This is a genomic window from Corynebacterium halotolerans (assembly GCF_050107895.1).
GTDB lineage: Bacteria > Actinomycetota > Actinomycetes > Mycobacteriales > Mycobacteriaceae > Corynebacterium > Corynebacterium halotolerans_B.
In genome coordinates this window covers 57,168-78,239 of sequence record NZ_JBNILW010000012.1, presented here as the reverse complement: position 1 = coordinate 78,239, position 21,072 = coordinate 57,168, and the positions used below count along the sequence as shown (strand labels likewise).

Genomic DNA, 21,072 nt, shown 5'->3' with positions numbered 1-21,072 from the left:
TACCGATCAGGTGGACACGGGAGAGGTCGACGGCGGTAGACAAGTGTGGTGCTCCTGAAAGTGAGTGTGCGGGAAAAGTCAGTGGCCGAGGTCGGCGACGATGCGGTCGGCCAGCAGATCGGCGACCTGCCCGGCCTCGCTGTTGGTGGCGGCCGCGGCCATCTCGTTGAAGGTGCCGGCGTCATCCAGGACCGCCCGGACCTCGCGGACCATCGCGTCGGCGTCGAAGTCGCCGTCGGCGACCAGCCGGGCGGCCCCCGCCTCAACCACGGCGGTGGCGTTGAGCGCCTGCTCCCCGTTGCCGTGCGGCAGCGGGACGTAGATCGCGGGGATCCCGGCGGCGGTGATCTCCGCGACGGTCATCGCGCCGGCGCGGCAGACCACCAGGTCGGCCACGCCATAGGCCGCGGCCATGTCGGAGATGAAGGGCACCGCGACGTAGCCGTCGATCTCCCCCGCCACTGCCGGCGCGTCGTTCTTGCTGCCGTAGGCGTGCAGTATCTGGAATCCGGCCTTGCTGAGCTCGGCGACCGCGCCCGCGGTGGCCTCGTTCAGCGAGCGGGCACCCTGGGAGCCACCGGTGACCAGGATGGTGCTGCGGTCCGGGGAGAGCCCCCAGGCCTCGCGGCCCCGCTGGGCGGCCTCGCCCTCACGGTCACCGCTGATGCCGGACCGGATCGGGATGCCGACGACGGCGCCGGGCAGTCCGGACCCTGACACCGCGTTGAACCCGATTCCACCCAGCCGGACGCCGAGCTTGTTGGCGATGCCGGCCTTGGCGTTGGCCTCGTGGACGTAGAAAGGCAGCTTGAGACTGCGGGCCGCAACATAGGCCGGGGCGGAGACATAGCCGCCGAAACCGATCAGGGCGTCGGCGCCGACGTCCTGGAGGATGGTGCGCGTCTGGCGCACCGCGCGGAGCAGGTTCGCCGGCAGCTTCACCAGATCCAGATTGGGCTTGCGCGGCACCGGCACCGGATCGATCAACCGCAGGTCATAGCCCCGTTCCGGGACCAGTTCCAGCTCCAGACCACGCCGGGTGCCCAGCGCAGTGACCTTCGCCCCATGCCGGTCACGCAGGGCGTCGGCGACCGCGAGGGCGGGTTCGATGTGCCCGGCCGTGCCGCCACCGGCGACCACGATTGAGGGGGTGTGTTCCGGCACGAGTCAGTGCCTCCTTCCGCGCTGGGATCGGTAGCGCTGCTCTTGGGGGCCGGGTCGGCCGCCGCGCGACGGCTTCGGGGGCCGCTCCGGGGCGGCCGCCCGGCGGGAATTGTCCGCCCTGACGCTACCACCGCTTTCAGGTGACTTGACACGCCGGGTGACCGGGGCGCCGAAGCGGGCCGGCTTGTCCACCGGCCGCGGTTTGGCCTGGCTCGCGTCCTCCGGCCGGGGCTCGGCGATCAGCAGGAGCCGGTCGAAGAGCGGGCGGCCGTAGGACTGCATCCCGGACACCGCCTCGGGCTCGTGCCGGGCACAGCTGGCCAACAGTCCCATGGAACCGATGGTGATCACGGCGGAGGTGCCGCCGGCGGAGATCATCGGCAGCTGGATGCCGGTCACCGGCAGCAGCCCGACCACGTAGCCGATGTTGATGAACGCCTGGGAGGCGACACCGGCGGTCAGGGTGGCCGCCATCAGCGACTGGAACTGATCCTGGGCACGCAGGGCCGTCCGGAACCCGAAGAAGCCGAGCAGGCCGAACAGGACGATGACCAGCCCCCCGCCCCAGAGGCCGAGTTCCTCACCGATGATGGCGAAGATGAAGTCGTTCTTGGCCTCCGGCAGGTAGAACCATTTGGCGCGTGACTGTCCCAGGCCCACCCCGAGCAGGGAGCCGTCGGCCAGCGAGAGGAAGCCCTGATAAGACTGGAACGCCTGCCCCTGGGTGTCCTCGAAGTTACCGAGCAGGGCGCTGAAGAACACCTCGAAGCGGGCGGAGCGGAACCCGCCGCCCAACAGCACCACGGTCATGCCGAGCACGCCGAACACCGCGGCGCCGACCACCCACTGCATCCGCACCCCGGCGAAGATGAGCAGGACGATCACGGTGAACGAGAAGTTGACCGCCATGCCGAGGTCGCCCTGCAGGAAGATCAGCACGGCCATCAGGCCGGCTCCGAGCGAGAAGATGAAGAAGGGGTTGCGCAGTCCGCCGCCCCGGTCCTTCTTCCCGGCCAGGAAGCTCGCCCCCCACACGGCCACCGTGACCTTGGCGATCTCGGAGGGCTGCAGCTGCAGCGGCCCCAGCGCCAGCCAGGACTGGGAACCGACCTCTTCCCGGCCGGTGCCCAGAGGAGTCAACACCAGCACCAGCAACAGGAGGGTGAGCAGCAGCAGCCAGGGCGCGACCTTGCGGACCAGTCCCGGCCGGATCTTCAGCGCCAGCCAGAAGGCGATGAAGCCGATGACCACCATCCCGGCCTGACGGGCGGCGGTGCCCCAGGCGGTGCTGCCTTCCGCGATCGACCAGGTCATCGACGAGGAGAACACCATCACCAGGCCGATGCCTGCGAGCAGGAACACGACGACCCGCAACATCAGGTAGTCCAGGCCGGGCTGGGAATGCATGTAGCGGTTCACGCCGGACAACCGGGCGCCCATGCCCCGGCGGTCCTCGGTTTTGGTGGTCACGGCAGATCTCCCTCTCGGTCTGCCCCCATCGTCGCACGGGCGGCAGCAGCGAACAGCTCGCCGCGCTGGGCCATGCCGGTGTACATGTCCAGCGACGCCGCGGCCGGAGCCAGGAGCACCGTGTCTCCCGGGGAGGCGATCTCCGCCACCGCCGTCAGCAACTCGTCCATGGCTGCCACGGGATCGGTGGAGTCGGTGCGGAGCACCGGCACCTGCGGGGCGAGCCGGTGCAGGGCCGCAGCGATGAGGTCACGGTCCACACCGAGCAGCGCCACCGCCTTCAGCCGGTCGGCGTGGGCGGTGATCAGTTCGTCGACCTCGGCCCCCTTCAGCTGTCCACCGGCGATCCAGATGACCCGTTCCAGACCTGCCAGGGCCGCATCCGCGGCGTGCGGGTTCGTCGCCTTGGAATTGTCGATGAACGTGACTCCCCCGGCCCGGTGCACGACCTGGCCGCGGTGCCCGGACACCTGGAATCCGGCGAGGGCCACGGCGATCTGCGCCGGGGTGATCCCCTGGGAACGGGCGATCGCCGCGGCCGCCAGGGCATCCAGCACTCCGGCGGGACCGGGAGGTTCGATGCCGTCGACGGGGGCGAGCACGGTCATCTGTCCGGCGGTGTTGTCGACGAGGTTTCCCCCGGAGACACCGAAATCACCCGGTTCCGGCACGCCGAGAGTGAACCCCGTGACGCCGGTGAGGTCGAGTTCGCGGACGTGGGGGTTATCGATTCCGGCTACAGCAATAAGGCCGGTCAAGACCTTGGCCTTGTCGGCGGCGTAGGCGGTGAAGGATCCGTGCCAGTCGAGGTGGTCCTCAGCGAGGTTGAGGAGCACCCCGGCATCGGGGGCCAACTCGCTGGACCAGTGCAGTTGGAAACTGGAGAGCTCGGCCACCAGAACGTCGACCCGCTGTGGGTCGCACAGGGCGTCGGCCACGGCGATCCCGATGTTGCCGACGGCCCGGGAACGGGCGGGCCCCTGCGCCATCATCGCCGCGAGCATGGCGGTGGTGGTGGTCTTGCCGTTGGTGCCGGTGACCACGAGCCAGGTGCGGGGAAGCCCGAAGACCCCGGCCCGGTCCAGGCGGTAGGCCAGCTCGACGTCGCCGAGGACCTCCAGGCCAGCCGTCACGGCGTCGCGCAGCACGGGGGAATCCGGGCGCCACCCCGGCGAGGTGACCACCGCGGAGAACTCCCCCAGTCGTTTACGGGCCAGATCCACCGGGACCGTCTCGACGGCTCCCCCGGTGGCGGCGGCCACGGCCTCCCGCGCCGTGGCATTGTCGTCGGCGACCGTCACTGTCACGCCGAGGCCACTGAGCAGGCGGGCGGAGCCGGTGCCGGATACCCCGGCCCCGGTGACCAGCACGCGGCCGTGGAGATTGTCGGGAAGGTTGGGGTTCGGGGTCATGTCGGGGTTCATCCTCACTACGTTCGGGGGGCTGGTGGGGTGCTACTGCAGCAGTACCCCGGTCGTCGAGAGCCATTCACCGTAGAAGATCGCCGAGCCCGCGAGCGCCGCCATCGCGGCGATCAGCCAGAAGCGGATGACCACCGTGGTCTCCGCCCATCCGCCGTTCTCGAAGTGGTGGTGGAAGGGCGCCATGCGGAACACGCGCTTGCCGGTGGACTTGAAGGCGGCGACCTGGATCACCACGGAGGCTGCCTCGATGACGAACAGCGCGCCGATGACGACCATCAGCAGTTCGGTCCGCGTGGTCACGGACAGACCCGCGACCATGCCGCCGAGGGCCAGCGAGCCCGTATCACCCATGAAGATCTTGGCCGGCGCGGCGTTCCACCACAGAAAGCCCAGGGCCGCGCCGAGGCCGGCGGCGGCGAGGACCGCGAGATCGAGCGGATCGCGTACGGAGTAGCAGCCCGGTTCCACATCGACGTTGCAGGAGTTGCGGAACTGCCAGAAGGTGATGACGGTGTAGGAGCCCATCACCAGTGCGGTCGCCCCGGCGGCCAGGCCATCCAGGCCGTCGGTCAGGTTGACCGCGTTGGACCAGGCGCTGACCAGGATGTACATGAAGATCAGGAAGATGACGATGCCGATGATCCCGCCACCGACGGCGATGTCGAGGGTGTCGATGTCCCGGATGAAGGACAGGTTCGTGCTGCCCGGGGTCAGCCCCTCCTCATCGGGGAACATGAGGATCAGCAGGCCGAAGGCGAGGGCCAGGACCAGCTGGCCCACCAACTTGGCGGTCTTGTTCAGACCGAGGTTGCGTTCCTTGAACAGCTTGATGAAGTCGTCGAGGAAACCGAGCAGGCCCATGCCCAGGGTCAGACCCAGGACCAGGAGACCGGAGACGGTGAAACCACCGGATCCGGTGGTGATGCCGTAAATGCCCGTCACCACATAGCCGACCACGATGCCGGCCAGGATGGCGATGCCACCCATCGTCGGGGTGCCGCGCTTGCGCAGGTGGGACCTCGGCCCGTCCTCGCGGATCTCCTGGCCCTTGCCGGCGGAGCTGAACCAACGGATCAGCAGCGGCGTGGTGAAGATGGCGACGAGGAAACTGACGACTCCTGCGATAATGATCTGGGTCAAGAGAGGATGTCCTTCATCTAGTTATCTCGTAAGTGACGGCCGGCGGTGAGCAGCCCCTCGGCCACCCGCCACAGCCCCTGGGAGTTGGAAGCTTTCACGAGTACGACGTCATCACGGCGCAGCTGCCGGGTCAGCAGCGTGGTGGCCTCGTGGACGTCGACTGCGATCTCCGTAGTTATACCCTGTTCTCCCGCGGAACGGGCCATGGCACGACAGGCAGGTGAATCCCCCACCGCGATGAGGTGGTGGATGTGGTATTTCGCCAGCTCCTCCCCCAACTCGCGGTGCGCGGTCGCGGAGTCACGGCCCAGTTCGCTCATCTCCCCCAGCACGGCGAAGCTGCGGGCCTCGGGTCGGGCGCTGGTGGTGTACGCCAGGGCGGCGATGCCCGCCCGCATGGAGTCCGGGTTGGCGTTGTAGGCGTCATTGATGATGGTGACCCCGTCGGCGCGCGTATGCACGTCCATGCGGTGGGCGGAGGCGTTGGTGTGCCCCTCCAGAGCGGTGGCGATCACCGCCAGGTCCATGCCCACCGCCAGACCCACGGCCGCCGCCGCCAGGGAATTGGAGACCTGGTGCTCACCGAATACCCGCAGCTTGACCGGAACCGGCTTCTCCCCTGGGGCGTGCAGGGTGAAGGAGGCGCGGGCGACGTCGTCCAACCGGATGTCGGTGGCGTAGAGATCCGCCCCCGGGGCCGGCGGAGTGGCGGTCGAGTAGGCCACTACTCTCGCGGCGGTGCGTTGGGCCATCCCGGCGACGAGCCGGTCGTCGGCGTTGAGAATCGCCACGCCGCCGTCCGCCGCATCCGGCAGGGCTTCGACGAGCTCTCCCTTGGCCTTGGCGATATTCTCGCGTGATCCGAATTCGCCCAGGTGGGCGGTGCCGACATTGAGTTCCACGCCGATCTTCGGACGTGCGATCTGGGTCAGGTGCGCGATGTGCCCGATGCCACGGGCGGAGAGCTCAGAGACGAGGAAATCTGTGGCGGGCTCGCACCGCAGGGCCGTGTAGGGGTGGCCGATCTCGTTGTTGAAGGAGCCGGGCGGGGCGACCGTGGGACCCTGCTGTTCCAGCACGCTGGCGATGAAGTCCTTGGTGGAGGTCTTGCCGGCCGAGCCCGTGATGCCCACCACGGTCAACCCTGAGTCACTGAGCAGATCGGTGACGTGCCGGGCGAGCCTGCCCAGGGCCGTGACCACGGCGGCGGCGGAACCGTCGGTGTCATGGGCGAACAGCTCGGCGTTGGTGTCCGGTCGGCCGGTGGGCGTCACGACCACGGCCGGCACCCCGACAGGGCGCGCGGCGAGCACGGCGGTGGCGCCGTCCGCGACGGCGCGCGCCGCGAAGTCGTGACCGTCTACTCGGGCCCCCGCGAGGGCGACGAACAGCCCCCCGCGGGTGATCTTCCGGGAGTCGAATTCGACGCTACCGGTCACCTCTGCCGTGTCATCGGTGACATCATGCAGCTCGCCGCCGACGATCTCGGCGATCTCGGCCAGGCTCAACGCGATCATGCCAGCTCCTCTGGTGTCCGGGTGGCGCAGCGGGAGGTGACCATGCTGTCCGCCAGCGCCCGGCGGACCTGTTCCCGGTCATCGAAGTGGTGGTTGACGCCCTTGACCAGCTGGCCGACCTCATGGCCCTTGCCGGCGACGACCACCGCGTCCCCGGGGCGGGCCCAGCGGATCAGCTCGACGATGGCGGTGCTCCGGTCGGCGATCTCGCGGATCTCCGGCGGGTTGTCCAGTTCCTGCGCGGCTTCCCGGGCGCCGGCCATCACCGCCGCGCGGATCGGGCCCGGTTCCTCGTCCCGGGGATTGTCATCAGTGATGATCACCAGGTCAGCACGGCGTGCTGACTCCGCCCCCATGATCGGACGTTTGGTGGCGTCCCGGTTCCCGCCGGCGCCGACGACCACTCCGACGCGGCCGTCGACCTGGCCCCGCAGCGTGTCCAGCACTGCCGCGACGGCGGCGGGTTTGTGGGCGTAGTCGACCACGGCGATGAAGTTCTGACCGCCGTCGATGCGCTCCATCCGCCCCGGCACCGCCACTTTCCGCAGGCCGGAGACGAAGCGCTCGGCCTTGATTCCGGCGGTGACGGCCGCCGCCAGTGCCACCGTGGCATTGGCGACGTTGAAGCGTCCCGGCAGCGGCAGGGAGACGGTGACGAAACGGTCGTTGTCCCGGTTGACGTTGAAGGTCTGGGCACCGGCGGGATTGACGTGCGGTTCCTCGGCGACGATCTGCGCGGCGGTCCCCCGGGTGGACACCGTCACCGGCTCCTCGGCGACCTCGGCCATCCGCCGGCCCCACTCATCATCGACACAGATGACCGCCCGCTTGGCGGCCACCGGCGACTCCGGACGGAAGAACAGGGCCTTGGCCTCGAAGTAGTCCGTCATGGTCGGGTGGAAATCCAGGTGGTCCTGTGACAGGTTGGTGAAGGCCGCGACGTCGAACTCCGAGCCGTTGACCCGACCGAGCGACAGGGCGTGGCTGGAGACCTCCATGACCACGTGCGTGACGCCCTCCTCCACCATCCGGCGGAACAGGGCCTGCAGGGTGGGAGCTTCCGGGGTCGTCAGCTTCGTGGGGACGAACTTACCGTCGATGCGGGACCCGGTCGTGCCGATCAACCCCACCTTGTGTCCGGCAGCCATGATTCCGGCCTCGAGCAGGTAGCTGGTCGTCGTCTTACCGGAGGTACCCGTCACCCCGATCAGGGTCAGTTCCCGGGAGGGGTGGCCATAGATCGCGGCGCTGACGGTGCCGAGCACGTCGCGGACGTCGTCGACGATCAGGACCGGCCGGGTCTCCCCTGACCTGGTGAGGATCTCCCATCCGGCCTCGTCGGTGAGGATGGCGGCGGCGGGGGTGTTGGCGGCGAAGGCGGCCCCGTGCGTCCGGGTGCCCGGTACCGCCGCGAACAGTCCCCCCTCCGGCAGCGTCGTGGAATCCAGCGAGATCTCCGACACCAGAACGGCTGCAGCTCCGGCGTCATCGGTGAGACGACGTGTGCCGACGGGGATGAGCTCGGCCAGAGCTGCGAGAGAGATTGTCATGCGGATCGCTCCTTTGAAAAGGGTCTGGTGTCAGTGAGGTACCGGCTTCCCGCGGGTGGTGGGAAGCGGTACTGAGGGCTGCCCCGAAGACGGTACTTCGCGGTTTCTTCCGGGCAGCGGCGGGGGTGGGTCAAGTGAGCATTCGAGGTCTCCTACTGGCCCGACTGGAGGGTCAGCTGACCCTCCATGGGCGGGGACAACGGAATGTTGTCACGGTCAAGCAACCAGGAGGCGATGTCGTGGAAGAGTGGAGCCGCCGTGCCGCCGGCACCGCCGTCGGTACCGCGTTCCGGTTCGTCGAGCATGATCGCGACGACGAACCGGGGGTCGTCCGCCGGCGCGATACCGGTGAAGGTGATCCAGTACTGACTGTTGGAGTAGGCGCCGGTCTCCGGGTCGACCTTCTGGGCGGTACCGGTCTTTCCCGAGATCTGGTAACCGTCCACCGCGGCCTGGGTCCCGGTGCCCTGTTGCACACCACTGGGGTCGGACTGGACCACGGACCGGAACATGTCCACGGTCGCGCGGGCCGCCTCGGGGCTGACCACCCGGGTGGTCTCGGGCTCCTCCTGCTCGATGACTTCTCCGTCGGGGCCGGTGACCTCCTTGATGATGCGGGGCTCGATCCGCTCACCGTCGTTGGCCAGCGCCTGGTAGATGCTCGCCATCTGCAGGGTCGTCATGGACATTCCCTGTCCGATCGGCAGGTTGGCGAAGGTGCCGCCCGACCACTGATCCGGATCAGGCAGCAGTCCGGCGGACTCGTTCGGCAGCTCGATGCCGGTTGACTGACCGACACCGAACTTCTCCACGTACTCCGCGAACTTCTCCTCCCCGAGCCGCTCCGCCAGCATCAGCGTGCCCACGTTGGAGGACTTGCCGAAGACACCGGTGGTGGTCATGGGGACCGTCCCGTGCTCCCAGGCGTCATTGACCGTCACCCCCGACATGTGGATGCTGCCGGGCACCTGCAGTACCTCGTCCGGGCTGGTCACACCTTCCTCGAGCGCAGCGGCAGCGGTGATGATCTTGGCCACGGACCCCGGCTCGAAGGGGTGTGAGACCGACGGGTTACCGAACTCCTTGCCGTTTTCGAGCTGTTCGTTCAGATCGCCGGTCGGGTTGATGGTGTCGGAGTTGGCCATCGCGACCACCTCCCCGGTCTTCGCGTCCAGCACCACGGCTGACGCGGCTTCCGCCAGCGAGTTGATCTTGGCCTGCTCCACCTGCTGCTGGACATACGTCTGCAGATCAAGGTCCAGGGTCAACGAGACATCTGCGCCGTCCACCGCCGGGACAACGTCCCGGAGACTGCCCGGAATGACCTGACCGTCGGCCGAGACATCCTCGGTGGAACGGCCGTTGATTCCGGAGAGCACCGGATCCCCCGAGGATTCGAAGCCGAACTGGCCCTGGCCGTCCATGGAGACCTTGCCGACGACGTTCTGGGCGATCGCGCCGTTCGGGTACTGACGGATGTCCTGGTGGTCCGCCGCCACGCCGTGGAACTGCGAGGAGATCGCCGCCGCGACATCCGGGTCGACATTGCGCACCAGCACCTCATAGTGGGTGTCGGCGTGGAGTTTGTCCAGGATCTCTTCGGCGTCCACCGAACCGGCTTCCGCCCCTGATTCCTCGATCATCCGGGGGATCTCCTCGGACATCTCGGTCAGGATGTCCTCGACCCGCTCATCGAGCTCAGCGTCCAGCGCCTCCGGTGCCATGCCCTCGCTAGAGCCGTCGACCTGCATCTCCAGGTCCTGCTGCTGGCGTAGTTCATCCCGCAACAGGACGGGCGAGACGGTCAGGGAGCGGGCCTGCATGGTGAAAGCAAGCTGGTTGCCCTCATGGTCGGTGATCTCGCCACGACGGGCCGGATCCGTGTAGACCCGGGTGCGCTGTTCCTCAGCGAGCAGAGACAACTCCGGTCCCCACACCACCTGGACCCAGGCCAGCCGGACAATGAGGGCAAGCACCAGAATGAGGACGGCGACAATGGCCCAGCGCAGTCGATGCTGCATCTTGGCCCGTTGGTTGACGGCGGTGGCTGGACGAGGCCGGAAACTACCGCCGGGGTTGCCCGCCCCGGCCAATTCTGCGGCACGCGTCTGCCGACGACTATCCGAGCGGTGCGGCTTCGGCGCCTGCCCACCGGGTGCGCGATACGCCGAACGGCGGGACGAGTCTCCTCGTCCCGCACGCCGACCACCACGGTTGGGGGGTGTCACTGAGCGTCTTCACCTGCCTGTTCATCCGCGGAACCGGACTCCTCCGCACCTGCGCCAGGTGCCGGTGCGCTGGCTTCGTAGGGGACCACAGCCGGTGCCGGCTGGCTGGACTGGCTGTTCTGAGGGGGCATCGGCGCCTGGCCTTCCGGGACCCGATCGAGATTGTCTCCGAGATCCTCGGTGTCAACCGGGTTGCTGGAGGCCCGGTCCGGTTCCACCGGCTTTCCGTTGACGTCGATGATAGGACGGGTTCCGGCCTCCACAGGCCGCTGCTCGGCGATGTCGCCGTTTTCTCCGACCGCCAGTACACCCGGCTGGTTGGGGATGGCCATCCCCATGTCCGCGGCGCGACGGGCGATCTCGGCAGCGGAGCTCGCGCTTTCCAGGTCACGGTTCAACGTCTCGAGCTGATTATTCAGTTGTGCCTCTTCCGAAACCAGCTGCTGCATGCGGAAGGTCTGCTCGGTGGACACACCGGACAGCCACATGGCCAGGGCTACGCCACCGATGAGCATGACTATGACCAGTCCCGACAGCTTCGCCAGCAGAGTGGTTCTCCGGGAGTTGGCGACGCGCCGGCCCCGGACCGATACGACCTGTTTGGATCCGAGTTTGCGCTGCGTCCCCCGGGTACGGACCGGGGTGGCATGCAGGTTCTCCGGTGCCTGCCGTACCGGCCGGTTAGGTGCGGCGGTCCGGTGGCTCAGGTGTCCGTGACGCCGCTCTGCTGCGCCACCACGGTTCCGGGTGGAGTGGTCGAGGACCGCGGTGCCACCCCGGGTGAAGTCGCGGCTGCCGTGAGTAGGGCGGGGCGAGCGACCACGCGACCGGTCGTCGAGGCGGCGGGTGGTCTCGCGGGCGGTGGTGCTCATCGGGTTTCTCCAGCGTCGTCGGCGATCTTTTCAATGGCTCGGACCCGAACCGGGGCGGCCCGGGGATTTTCCGCGATCTCGGCCTCACTGGCCCGCTCCGCTCCCCGAGTGATGGTCTTGAAGCGCGGGGCGGTACCGGGCAGATCCACCGGAAGGCCGGGCGGGGTCTTGGAGGCGGTCATCTCCGCGAACTGCTTCTTCACGATCCGGTCCTCCAGAGACTGGTAGGACATGAACACCGCGCGTCCACCGATGGCCAGGGACTCCGCCACCGTCGGGATCACCGCGGCCAGGGAATCCAGCTCACCGTTGACCTCGATGCGCAACGCCTGGAAGGTTCGCTTGGCGGGGTGTCCACCGGTGCGTCGGGTAGCGGCCGGGATCGCCGCGTACAGCAGGTCGACCAGTCGGGCTGAGGTGGAGAAAGGTTCCTTCTCCCGTTCCTTGAGTACAGCCGTGGCGATCTTTCCCGCGAAGCGTTCGTCCCCGTAGGTTTTCAGGATCCGTGCCAGGTCGCCGTGCGCGTAGGTGTTGAGCACGTCGGCGGCAGTCAGCCCCCGCGTCGGATCCATCCGCATGTCCAGCGGCGCGTCGGCCCGGTAGGCGAAGCCCCGGTCCAATTGATCCAGCTGCATGGAGGACACTCCGAGGTCGAAGAGCGCTCCGGCGATCCCGCACTCGGCGACCAGCTCGAAGATCTTGCCCCGGCCGGCGTCGATGGCTTCGGCGAACCCGTCGAATCGCGTCTGCACCGCAGTGAAGCGGTCCCCGAAGGGGGAGAGCCGTTCCCTCGCCCCGTGGAGGGCGGCAGGGTCACGATCCACGCCGAGGACGTGGGCGTCGGGAAAAACCGTGAGGAAGTGTTCGGCGTGACCGCCGGCGCCGAGCGTGCCGTCGAGGATGACTGCCCGCTCCCCCATCTTGGTCACCTGTGGTGCGATGAGCTCCGCCATGCGGTCACGCAACACCGGTACGTGCCCGTGATTTTCGGCGATATCGAAACTATGATCCTCCGCCATAAGTGGCCTCCCCCTTCCCTTCAAACTCCGGCCCCGTCAGTTCTTCGCTGCGAAGGCCCGGGAGCGGGGTGCGGACAGGGCCCTGCCCGAAGTCGATCTGATGTCGGGGAAGTACACCAGAGCGTCACCTCGGGCAGAGTCCTATCCGCGCTCCACCCCGTCCCCTCCCTGCGAGGGGCGTTAGAGCAGACCACCGAGAACGTCTTCTGCGTCGGCGGCAGAGAATGCCGCTTCTGTCTCCTGCTGGTAAGCGGCCCAGGACTCGGCGTCCCAGATCTCGAGAAAGTCCACCGAACCGATGACCACACATTCCTTGACCAACCCCGCGTACTTCCGATGCGCGGATGACAGGGTGATACGGCCGTGCCCGTCGGGGCGCTGCTCATCCGCACTCGCAGCGAGGTTACGGATGAAGGCACGCGCCTCGGGGCTGGTCCGGGAGACGGCCGCCGCCTTTCGGGCACGGGCCGCGAACTCCTCCCGGGGATACACCGCCAGACTGTGATCCTGTCCTTTGGTGACCATCAGCCCCCCAGCCAATTCCTCGCGGAATTTTGCCGGGAGCGTCAGCCTCCCCTTGTCATCGAGTTTGGGAGTGTAGGTCCCGAGAAACATCTCGGATCCACCTCTCCCTCACCCGTTGACCAGAGATTCGATTTTCCTTCTCGCAATGGATCCACTGGCCGCAGTCGCCAGCATCTCCACCACTGCGCCCCACAATACCCCACTTTCCCCCACCGACGACACCAGTTCCCCAGCGGGTCGCCGACCCAGGGAAAATAATCCCAGGTCAACAGCCATAAATCTGGTGGGGCAAAAACCTGCCCGGCCTGTCGTGGCGCCCTTTTTCACCGCCTCATACGCCACAGAGGAACACTTCAGCAACATTTCCACCATCTGCAACTTTTGCGATCACCAGCCCAACGTCTACCGGGTGAGCTGGGAGTTTGCTGTGAATTTTCGAAAAGACAACGTATTTTCCAGCCTCTCCGGATTCACTACGGGGAACAGTGGAGCGAAGTGGGAAATGCGGGTGGGGCGACGTGGGTGACACTCGCAGAGCCAACCTCTCAGCCCTCCGCCGGAGGACAGAAAAACGGGCCCGGAATGCCCTCGTGGACATTCCGGGCCCCTGCCCGCCCGTGGCGCTATCAGCCCTACCTGAACCTGCGCGACATGAGTTGCAACCTACTGCCCTTCAAAACGGCGCCGGAAGTTCTCCTCCATCCGGTTGCCGAGGGCGGAATTTCCCGCCCCCCGGCCCCGGGAGGACCTTCCGAAGCCACCACCTTTCGGCTTTCCCCCCTCGCCGCGCAAGGCCCAGACGCCAGCGCCGAACATCACGAGGAAGCCCACCACGGAGAGTGCGATAAACCAGAGGCTCTGCTGCGACAGGGCGACACCGCCGATCAGCAGTACGAGCCCGAGAACGCCGAGCGCGATTGAGCGCAGCGTCAGCGCGCCGCCCTGCCCGCCGAAATCACTGGCACCGGCGACGGATGCGCCAAATTTGGGGTCGTCCGCAAGGAGAGACTGTTCAATCTCCCGGAGCGCTCTCTGCTCCTGCTCTGACAGCGACACTGTTCCTCCCCTTTGTTGGATACTGGCCTGTTCGCTTACTACCTGTTCAACGCCCAGCGTATCGGGAAAGTTCCCTCCAACGCCAAAATCGTCGGGAACGAGATCGTCACAGTTTTCCGACGGGCTCAGGCGGCGGCGAAATCGCCCCCGATGTCCAGCTCGACCTCAGCCAGAAATGCCGCCGCCTTCTCCATCAGTGCCGCCACCGCCGCCCGGTCCGGATCCCGCTCAATTCCGGAGGAGACCCGGGAGCGGAAGCGGGAGTAATGCTCGAAAACCTGGGCCTGCGCCACCCCTGTCTCATCCACCAATTTCAACTGATCCCATGCATTGGTGGGCCGGCGTTTGCGCTGTGCCACCGGAGACCCCGCAATCCGGGCGCCGGCGGTCCGGAGCGCTGACTGGTAGGCGTACTCCAGGGCGAGATCCACCTCCCCGGCGCGGTAGTGCTCACGGGACTGGTCCAGGAGGAAGCGCGCCTTGGCGAGGAATTCCGCGCGCTTTCCCCCACCGCGGGCGAACCTCGTAGTTGCAGAAATTACCTGTGCCATCGAACAAACTCCCTTCCAGCGACCATCACCCACCCCGCCGCTGCCACGGCCGGGCGCCACCACATGCACTTTCACGAACTGAACCTACTCAGCGGAAGGACATTCCCCGTTCGGAACATCGAACGCCTGTTCCCATTTTAGGCATGTTTCCAGGTCAGCACAAGGGTCACGCCGGATTATCCGGGCATTTCCACCCAGTTGCCCCACCGGGCAGCCGGTTCGTGGTTCCATAGGGACGTGACTGTGTCAATCCGCCGCCTGCAAGGCACCGAGTTCTCGGTGAATGCTCCCGATTTCGTCGATCTGTACATTGAGGCGATGGGCTACGACCCGAACATCCGCTCTTCACGGGTCAGCGCCTGGCGCCGGGAGATCTATCAGCCCGGGTTCACCGCCGTATGCGCCCTGGAGGGCGGTGACATCCGGGGAATCGCCTATGGTTTCCTCGGCTCCCCCGACCACTGGTGGCACCTCCAGCTGCATCGGGGCTTCAGTCTCCGTGGGGGCCCCACGGAGGCAGAGTACGATCTCCTGCGGAATTATTTCGAGGTTGCCGAGATCCACGTGCGGCCGGGCCACCAGGGTGGCGGCATCGGCCGCCGCATGATCACCGAACTACTGCGCGCCGCGCCGGCTGGGAACGCGGTGTTGTCCACCCCGGAGGTGCCCGGTGAGGAGAATCTGGCTTTCGGGCTGTACCGCTCTCTCGGGTTCCAGGACGTCCTCCGCAACTTTCACTTCACCGGGGACCAACGTCCGTTCGCCGTGCTGGCGGCCCGGCTGCCTCTCCTGTCCGACACCGGAGAACGACGCCCGGAACCGCAGCCCGCCCCGGAGGAAGGCGCGGACAGGTAGCTCGGGCGAGACCGTAGCGCCACGCCACGGGCACGGCTGGGTATCGTGGAACGGCAACACCCCTTTCCCGGGCCGACCACTGAAGTTTCGTGCCGTGACGCAACGGCTGCCCGCAGTGCTCGGCGCCACCCCAACCCGGAGGTCTCCCCGTTGTCCACTGCAGATCCGCGCACGCTGTCGATCGATCAGATTCCGGATGCGGCGCGCGAGATGCTTGCCGCGTACTTCACTTCCCGGCAACCGGAAATCGACCGGATCGGTTCGCCGGTCGCCAGCGCCGTGACGCACCTGCAGGATTTCGTGCTGGGCGGTGGCAAACGCGTCCGGCCGCTGTATGCGTGGGCTGGTTTCGTGGGGGCCGGCGGACTGGAGAACGGCACTGAGGATCCCTCGGTCGTGCTCCGCGCGGTCAGTTCCCTGGAGTTGATCCAGGCCTGTGCCCTGATCCACGATGACATCATCGATTCTTCCGATACCCGCCGCGGCAATCCCACCGTGCACCGCGCCGTCGAGAAGCGGCACTCCGACCGGGCCTGGACCGGCTCAGCCGCCCACTTCGGCGAGTCCGTGGCCATTCTGGCCGGAGACCTGGCCCTGATCTGGGCAGAGGACATGCTACAGGACGCAGGTCTGAGTGCGGCGGCACTCGGGCGGGCGCGGGAACCCTGGCGGGCCATGCGCACCGAGGTGATCGGCGGCCAGCTGTTGGACATCAGCCTGGAGGCCGCTGCGGACGAGCAGGTGCAGCTGGCGGAGGCCGTGAACCGGTTCAAGACGGCGGCGTACACCATTGAGCGCCCCCTGCATCTGGGTGCGGCCATCGCCGGAGCCGATCCCGAGCTGATCGAGGCTTTCCGGGGTTACGGTCGTGATATCGGCGTGGCCTTCCAGCTCCGCGACGATCTCCTCGGGGTATTCGGCGATCCTTCGGTCACCGGCAAGCCAGCCGGCGATGACCTGCGGGAGGGAAAGCGCACCGTCATGCTGGCACGGGCCCTCACGCGCGCGGACGCCACGGACCCCACCGCCGCGGCCAAGTTGCGGTCGGGAGTGGGCCGGGTAGCCTCCCCGGCCGAGATCGCGGAACTGGCCGACGTGGTCCGCTCCACCGGGGTGGTCGATGAGATTGAGGAGCAGATCACCGCCCTCACCGAGTCCGGCCTTTCCCACCTGGCGGCCGCGGACGTTCCCGCGGAGGTCGCTGCCACGTTGCGCACCCTCGCCATCCGCTCCACTGAACGCCGTAGCTAGGAATTGGAAGTCTCCGTCACCCCATGACCATCACCGCACAATCCCTGCCCCGGGCCAGTCATGTCGGTCTGCTCGGCGCGATCCTGCTCACCCTCGGTTCCTTCGGCGGCGGTGCCATCCGCAATCGCGGCGGCGTCCTGGAGGCACTCGGGCTGGATTTTCTCTCCTACGGCCACGGGGCGGGGCTGTCGAACACCGTGTTTTTCATCGGCATGGTGCTGCTCGTGGTCGCCTGGGCACTGCTGGGACGGCAGTCGGTGTTCGGACAACGCTTCATCTCTGCCGCCGGGCCCCTGCACACGGTACGCCGTACGCTCTGGCTGTGGCTCATCCCGCTGCTGTTCGCGGCCCCCATGCTGTCCCGTGACGTCTACTCCTATCTCATGCAGGGCGCGATGGTCCGTGACGGCTTCGACCCCTATGTCCAGGGTGCGGCCGTCAACCCGGGGCCGATGCTGCTGGAGGTCTCGCACGACTGGCGCAACACCACCACGCCCTACGGTCCGTTGCACCTGTGGATCGGGGAATGGGTCACTCGGGTTGTCGGTGACAACGTCACCGTGGGCGTGATCCTCTACAAGCTCATCTCGGTGGCAGGTTTCGCGGCGGTCATCTGGGCGGTGCCGCGGATCGCCATGCGCCTCGGCGGCAATCCCGCGACCGCCCTGTGGTTGGGTGTGGCCAACCCGGTCATGGTGCTCCACCTGGTCGGCGGGATGCACAACGAATCGCTCATGGTCGGACTGGTCAGCGTGGGGTTGCTGCTGGCGCTGCGCAACCGGTTCCTGGCCGGCGTGGCGCTGATCGCGGTGGCGGTGTCCCTGAAGGCCACCGCCGCCATCGCCCTGCCCTTCGTGGTCTGGCTCGCCGTCAACCACTTCGGCGGCAGCTTCGGGGTGGCCGCCCACCGTGTCCGGCGTTTCTGGGCGTTCCTGATCTCTGGCGCGGTCGGGGCGCTCGAGACTCTCGCCGTCGTGGCGGCCGTGACGTGGCTGTCGGGCTCATCCTGGGGTTGGCTCTCGGAGATCTCCGGCAACTCCAAGGTGATCAATCCGCTGGCCGCCCCCTCCCTGTTGGCCGGACTCATCAGCCCCTACTTCCGGATCTTCGACGAGGATTTCAGCTATAACACGGCCCTGGCCGTACTGCGGACCATATTCATGGTCGCGATGGTGGTCGGGCTGATCATCACCTGGTGGTTGTTCCGTCAGAATGACCGGCGCGCGGTCATGGGGGTGACCGCGGCCTATTCTGTGGCGTTCGTCTTCAACTCGGTCACGCTGCCATGGTATTACGCCAGCGTGATCAGCCTGGTGGGCACCTACCGTCCTCCGCTGTGGCTGCTCAAGCTCGCCGCCGGGGCGTCAATGGTGGTGGGCCTGTCCTTCTCCGGCAGCGGTAATCACCAGCTCTACAATTTCCCGCTGATGATCGTCCTGACCCTCGCGGCCTGGTTGCTGACCGCCTTCGTCTTCGCCGAGACCGAACGCGAAAGCGGCGCCCGGTACACCCCCACGGAGCAGCCCGGACGCCGGATGGCGGGCACAGCCTGAGCAGGACACCCGGACAGGCCGGTCAGCGTCAGATGGCCATCGCCTGCGCCCGCCGCAGCACCTCGCGGGCCAGCTGGCCCTGGAGGGCGTCAACGGGACGGCCCGGCAGGCTCTCATCCTCGGTGAAGAGGTACCGCAGGATCTCCTCTGCGTCATAGCCGCCGTCAGCCAACAGGGTGATGGCACCGGTGACGAACTTGTTCAGGCCCGCGCGACCGGACTTCTCGCCGAAGAGCGCCGCGGGGACATAACGGACTCCGTCACGCACGACCGCCAGGAGCTTCCCCTCACTGAGTAGGTCATGGACCCGGGTGACCGGGACATCGAGGCGCTCAGCGACCTCCGGGAGATTGAGCAGCGGCTCATCGGCGGGCAGTACTTCATGGGATACAGGCTGCAGTTTCACACCTCCAAGATAACCCCTCCAGTCCCGCCGGTGGGACATCTCCTCCCCGAAAGCGCACTGCGGTCTCCGGAGTTCGGGCACCTCGCCCGCCGCTAACACTTGAGCGGGTCGATCCGTCATACTTGAGATCATGGTTCAACTTCAGGTGGGAGACGTCCTCGAAAGCCGCTACCGGATCGATCACCCGATCGCCCGGGGCGGCATGTCGACGGTCTACCGCTGCGTGGATCTGCGGCTGGGGCGCGCCGTGGCCGCCAAGGTCATGGAGGAACGCTATGTCAAGGACTCCGTGTTCCGGCAGCGTTTCCGCCGCGAGGCCCGGGCAATGGCCCAGCTCTCCCATCCGAACCTGGTCAACGTCTACGATTTCGGCTCCGACGGCGAGCATCTCTACCTGGTGATGGAACTGATCCGTGGCGGCACCCTGCGGGAACTGCTGGCGGAGCGTGGTCCCATGCCACCGCATGCCGCCACCGCAGTGCTGCGGAGCCTGCTGACGGGGCTGTCGGTGGCACACGCAGCCGGGATGGTCCACCGTGACATCAAGCCCGATAATGTCCTGATCAACGATGACCGCCAGGTGAAACTGGCCGATTTCGGCCTGGTGCGTGCCGCCTCCCGTGGGGCCTCCGGGACGGATCAGATCGTGGGCACCGTGGCCTACCTGTCGCCCGAGCAGGTCGAAGGCGCCGAAATCGGCGCGCCCAGTGACGTCTATTCCGCCGGTATCCTGCTGTTCGAACTGCTGACCGGTTCCACCCCCTTCGCCGGGGATACAGATCTCGCCCACGCCTTCCAACGCCTGGACCACAACGTGCCGGCACCCAGTTCGCGGATCGAAGGTGTCCCTCAGCTCTTTGATGAGCTCGTGGGCACCGCCACGGCGCGCAGCCCCGAGGATCGTTTCACCGATGCCGCGGAGTTCCTCGCCGCCCTCGATGACGTCGCCGCCGACCTCCAGCTACCGGCCTTCAAGGTGCCGGTCCCCCGCAATGCAGCCGCTCACCGTGCCGCCGCCGTCCCGACGGACACCAGCGGCATCGTGGGCCCTTTGGCGCCCACCGGAATCATCGACACCGCCGGCGCGGATGACACCGGGGAGCAGACAGAGGTGATCGACGACGGCGGGAGTGCCACCGAGGTGATCGAGCCCGAGTCTCCCGGCGGACATGCGGAGACGTCGATCCTGCCGCCGGTGACACCCGGCGCCCAGGAGACCTCCGTCTACCCGATCGTCGACCCGGTTGAGCCGTCGGTGCAGCCCGGCGCCGCGGTACCGGCCACGGCGCCGGACGATACCGAGGCAGAGGGCATCGACGCCGAGGATGAGAATCCGGGGCCGAAACCCGTGAGCAACCGCTCCCGGGGCAAGCTGATCGCCTGGCTGGTGGTGGTGGCCGTACTGGTGGCGGCGATTGCCGTGGGTGGCTGGTGGTTCGGATCGGGCCGCTACGGCGAGATTCCCCAGGTGCTCGGGATGGAGCAGGCAGCGGCGGTCAGTGCTCTGGAGGAGGCGGGTTTTCCCGCCAATACCCGCGAGGTCTACAGCGATGAGATTCCGGAGTCCCAGATCGTCGGTACTGATCCCGCCCCGGGCGACCGGATCGTCCGGGGTGATGCGGTGACCATGCTGGTCTCCCGTGGACAACCGGTGGTCCCGGGCATCCCGCAGAACCGGAGCCTGGACACTCTGCGGGAGCTGCTCGCGGAACGTGACCTGGCGGTGACCACCGGCGATCCGAAGTACTCCGACACCGTTGCCGAGGGAGGAGTCGTGAGCACCGACCCGTCCCCTGGGACGACGGTCCCCACCGACACCACCGTCACGGTGCACCTGAGTCGCGGCGCCGCCCCGGTCAGCATCCCCGACGTCTCGGGACTGAGCGGCGCGGAGGCCCGGGATGAGCTGGAGCAGGCGGGGCTCGGCGTCAGTGAGGTCGTCGAGGTCTTTGACGGGGACACCGACAAGGGCGATGCCATCGGCACGCAACCGGCGTCCGGTGAGTCCGTCTCCCGCGGCACACCCATCACCCTCCAGATCTCCAATGCACTGCAGGTACCCGATGTTGAGGGGCTCAGCCGGCAGGCGGCGGAGAAGAAGCTGCAGGAGGCTGGTTTCAGTGTCAGCGACGCCAGCCGGGACAGCGGGGAGGTGACTGACTCCGCCGATGAGGTCGTCGCGGTCTCCCCCGGCGTGGGGGAACTCGTCGATCCCGCCAACCCCGTCGTGAGCCTGGTGCTGCCCGGTAAGGTCGAGGTTCCCAGGGTCACCGGCAAGAAGGTGGCCGACGCGCGGGATGCTCTGGAGGACGCGGGTCTGAAGGTGAAGACGGATGATGATGCCGACGCCCGTGTCTACCGCCAATCCCCGAAATCCGGGGAAGACGTCTCTCCCGGGGCGACGGTCACCCTCCGGGCGATCGGCTGAAGCTGGGCCGTCGACCCTCCCACTGCTGCCCCCGCAGCACGACACCCCGTCCGGTGACCGCGT

Annotated in this window: 17 protein-coding genes; 4 read left to right on the top strand and 13 right to left on the bottom strand. The window is 67.4% G+C overall.

The genetic code is table 11. The annotated features are described in order from the left end of the window. Positions 1–78 precede the first annotated feature (78 nt). From murG to ACQCVD_RS11910, 12 genes are all read right to left on the bottom strand, one after another. A complete protein-coding gene (gene murG / locus ACQCVD_RS11965; RefSeq protein ID WP_426823994.1) occupies positions 79–1,164 on the bottom strand; it encodes an undecaprenyldiphospho-muramoylpentapeptide beta-N-acetylglucosaminyltransferase in 1,086 nt (361 codons plus the stop codon). Between the two features lie 3 nt (positions 1,165–1,167). Continuing rightward, positions 1,168–2,634 (bottom strand): FtsW/RodA/SpoVE family cell cycle protein, encoded by a 1,467-nt coding sequence (locus ACQCVD_RS11960; protein ID WP_426823993.1) that lies wholly within the window; start codon positions 2,632–2,634, stop codon positions 1,168–1,170. Continuing rightward, positions 2,631–4,046: a UDP-N-acetylmuramoyl-L-alanine--D-glutamate ligase gene (murD, locus tag ACQCVD_RS11955; RefSeq protein WP_426823992.1), complete on the bottom strand. Its 1,416-nt coding sequence runs from the start codon at positions 4,044–4,046 to the stop codon at positions 2,631–2,633. The genes ACQCVD_RS11960 and murD overlap by 4 nt, the downstream gene beginning before the upstream one ends. Before the next feature lie 42 nt (positions 4,047–4,088). After that, entirely contained in the window at positions 4,089–5,198 is a 1,110-nt protein-coding gene (gene mraY / locus ACQCVD_RS11950) for a phospho-N-acetylmuramoyl-pentapeptide-transferase (RefSeq protein ID WP_426823991.1), read from the bottom strand. 17 nt (positions 5,199–5,215) lie between these two features. Next, a complete protein-coding gene (locus ACQCVD_RS11945) occupies positions 5,216–6,715 on the bottom strand; it encodes a UDP-N-acetylmuramoyl-tripeptide--D-alanyl-D-alanine ligase (RefSeq protein ID WP_426823990.1) in 1,500 nt (499 codons plus the stop codon). Then, positions 6,712–8,265: a UDP-N-acetylmuramoyl-L-alanyl-D-glutamate--2,6-diaminopimelate ligase gene (locus ACQCVD_RS11940; RefSeq protein ID WP_426823989.1), complete on the bottom strand. Its 1,554-nt coding sequence runs from the start codon at positions 8,263–8,265 to the stop codon at positions 6,712–6,714. Before ACQCVD_RS11940 ends, ACQCVD_RS11945 begins: the two co-directional genes overlap by 4 nt. 152 nt (positions 8,266–8,417) lie before the next feature. Beyond that, positions 8,418–10,286, bottom strand: a complete 1,869-nt coding sequence (locus tag ACQCVD_RS11935; protein WP_426823988.1) for a peptidoglycan D,D-transpeptidase FtsI family protein — start codon at positions 10,284–10,286, stop codon at positions 8,418–8,420. A 203-nt stretch (positions 10,287–10,489) separates the two neighbouring features. After that, the gene (locus tag ACQCVD_RS11930; RefSeq protein WP_426823987.1) at positions 10,490–11,365 is read right to left on the bottom strand and encodes a hypothetical protein; all 876 of its coding nucleotides are present in this window, start codon (positions 11,363–11,365) and stop codon (positions 10,490–10,492) included. Further along, the gene (rsmH, locus tag ACQCVD_RS11925; RefSeq protein WP_426823986.1) at positions 11,362–12,384 is read right to left on the bottom strand and encodes a 16S rRNA (cytosine(1402)-N(4))-methyltransferase RsmH; all 1,023 of its coding nucleotides are present in this window, start codon (positions 12,382–12,384) and stop codon (positions 11,362–11,364) included. Before rsmH ends, ACQCVD_RS11930 begins: the two co-directional genes overlap by 4 nt. 180 nt (positions 12,385–12,564) lie before the next feature. Further along, positions 12,565–12,999 carry a division/cell wall cluster transcriptional repressor MraZ gene (mraZ, locus tag ACQCVD_RS11920; protein WP_426823985.1) on the bottom strand — a complete coding sequence of 145 codons (435 nt, stop codon included), beginning with the start codon at positions 12,997–12,999 and terminating at the stop codon, positions 12,565–12,567. Between the two features lie 573 nt (positions 13,000–13,572). Further along, positions 13,573–13,965 carry a DUF3040 domain-containing protein gene (locus ACQCVD_RS11915; RefSeq protein ID WP_426823984.1) on the bottom strand — a complete coding sequence of 131 codons (393 nt, stop codon included), beginning with the start codon at positions 13,963–13,965 and terminating at the stop codon, positions 13,573–13,575. A gap of 125 nt (positions 13,966–14,090) precedes the next feature. Then, on the bottom strand, positions 14,091–14,516 hold the full coding sequence (locus tag ACQCVD_RS11910; protein WP_426823983.1) for an SAV_6107 family HEPN domain-containing protein: 426 nt from the start codon (positions 14,514–14,516) through the stop codon (positions 14,091–14,093). Between the two features lie 237 nt (positions 14,517–14,753). Between ACQCVD_RS11910 and ACQCVD_RS11905 the strand changes: the two genes are divergently transcribed. The 3 genes from ACQCVD_RS11905 (at position 14,754) to ACQCVD_RS11895 (ending at position 18,175) form a co-directional block, all read left to right on the top strand. Continuing rightward, positions 14,754–15,371 carry a GNAT family N-acetyltransferase gene (locus ACQCVD_RS11905; protein WP_426823982.1) on the top strand — a complete coding sequence of 206 codons (618 nt, stop codon included), beginning with the start codon at positions 14,754–14,756 and terminating at the stop codon, positions 15,369–15,371. Between the two features lie 150 nt (positions 15,372–15,521). Beyond that, a complete protein-coding gene (locus tag ACQCVD_RS11900; RefSeq protein WP_426823981.1) occupies positions 15,522–16,622 on the top strand; it encodes a polyprenyl synthetase family protein in 1,101 nt (366 codons plus the stop codon). Positions 16,623–16,645: 23 nt separating this feature from the next. Beyond that, a complete protein-coding gene (locus ACQCVD_RS11895; RefSeq protein ID WP_426823980.1) occupies positions 16,646–18,175 on the top strand; it encodes an alpha-(1->6)-mannopyranosyltransferase A in 1,530 nt (509 codons plus the stop codon). 28 nt (positions 18,176–18,203) lie between these two features. Here the strand turns inward: ACQCVD_RS11895 and ACQCVD_RS11890 are convergent, their stop codons facing one another. Further along, positions 18,204–18,581, bottom strand: coding sequence for an Rv2175c family DNA-binding protein (locus ACQCVD_RS11890; RefSeq protein ID WP_426823979.1), 378 nt, complete (start codon positions 18,579–18,581; stop codon positions 18,204–18,206). Positions 18,582–18,711: 130 nt separating this feature from the next. Here ACQCVD_RS11890 and ACQCVD_RS11885 point away from each other — a divergent pair, with 130 nt between their 5' ends. Then, on the top strand, positions 18,712–21,009 hold the full coding sequence (locus ACQCVD_RS11885; RefSeq protein ID WP_426823978.1) for a PASTA domain-containing protein: 2,298 nt from the start codon (positions 18,712–18,714) through the stop codon (positions 21,007–21,009). Positions 21,010–21,072 lie beyond the last annotated feature (63 nt).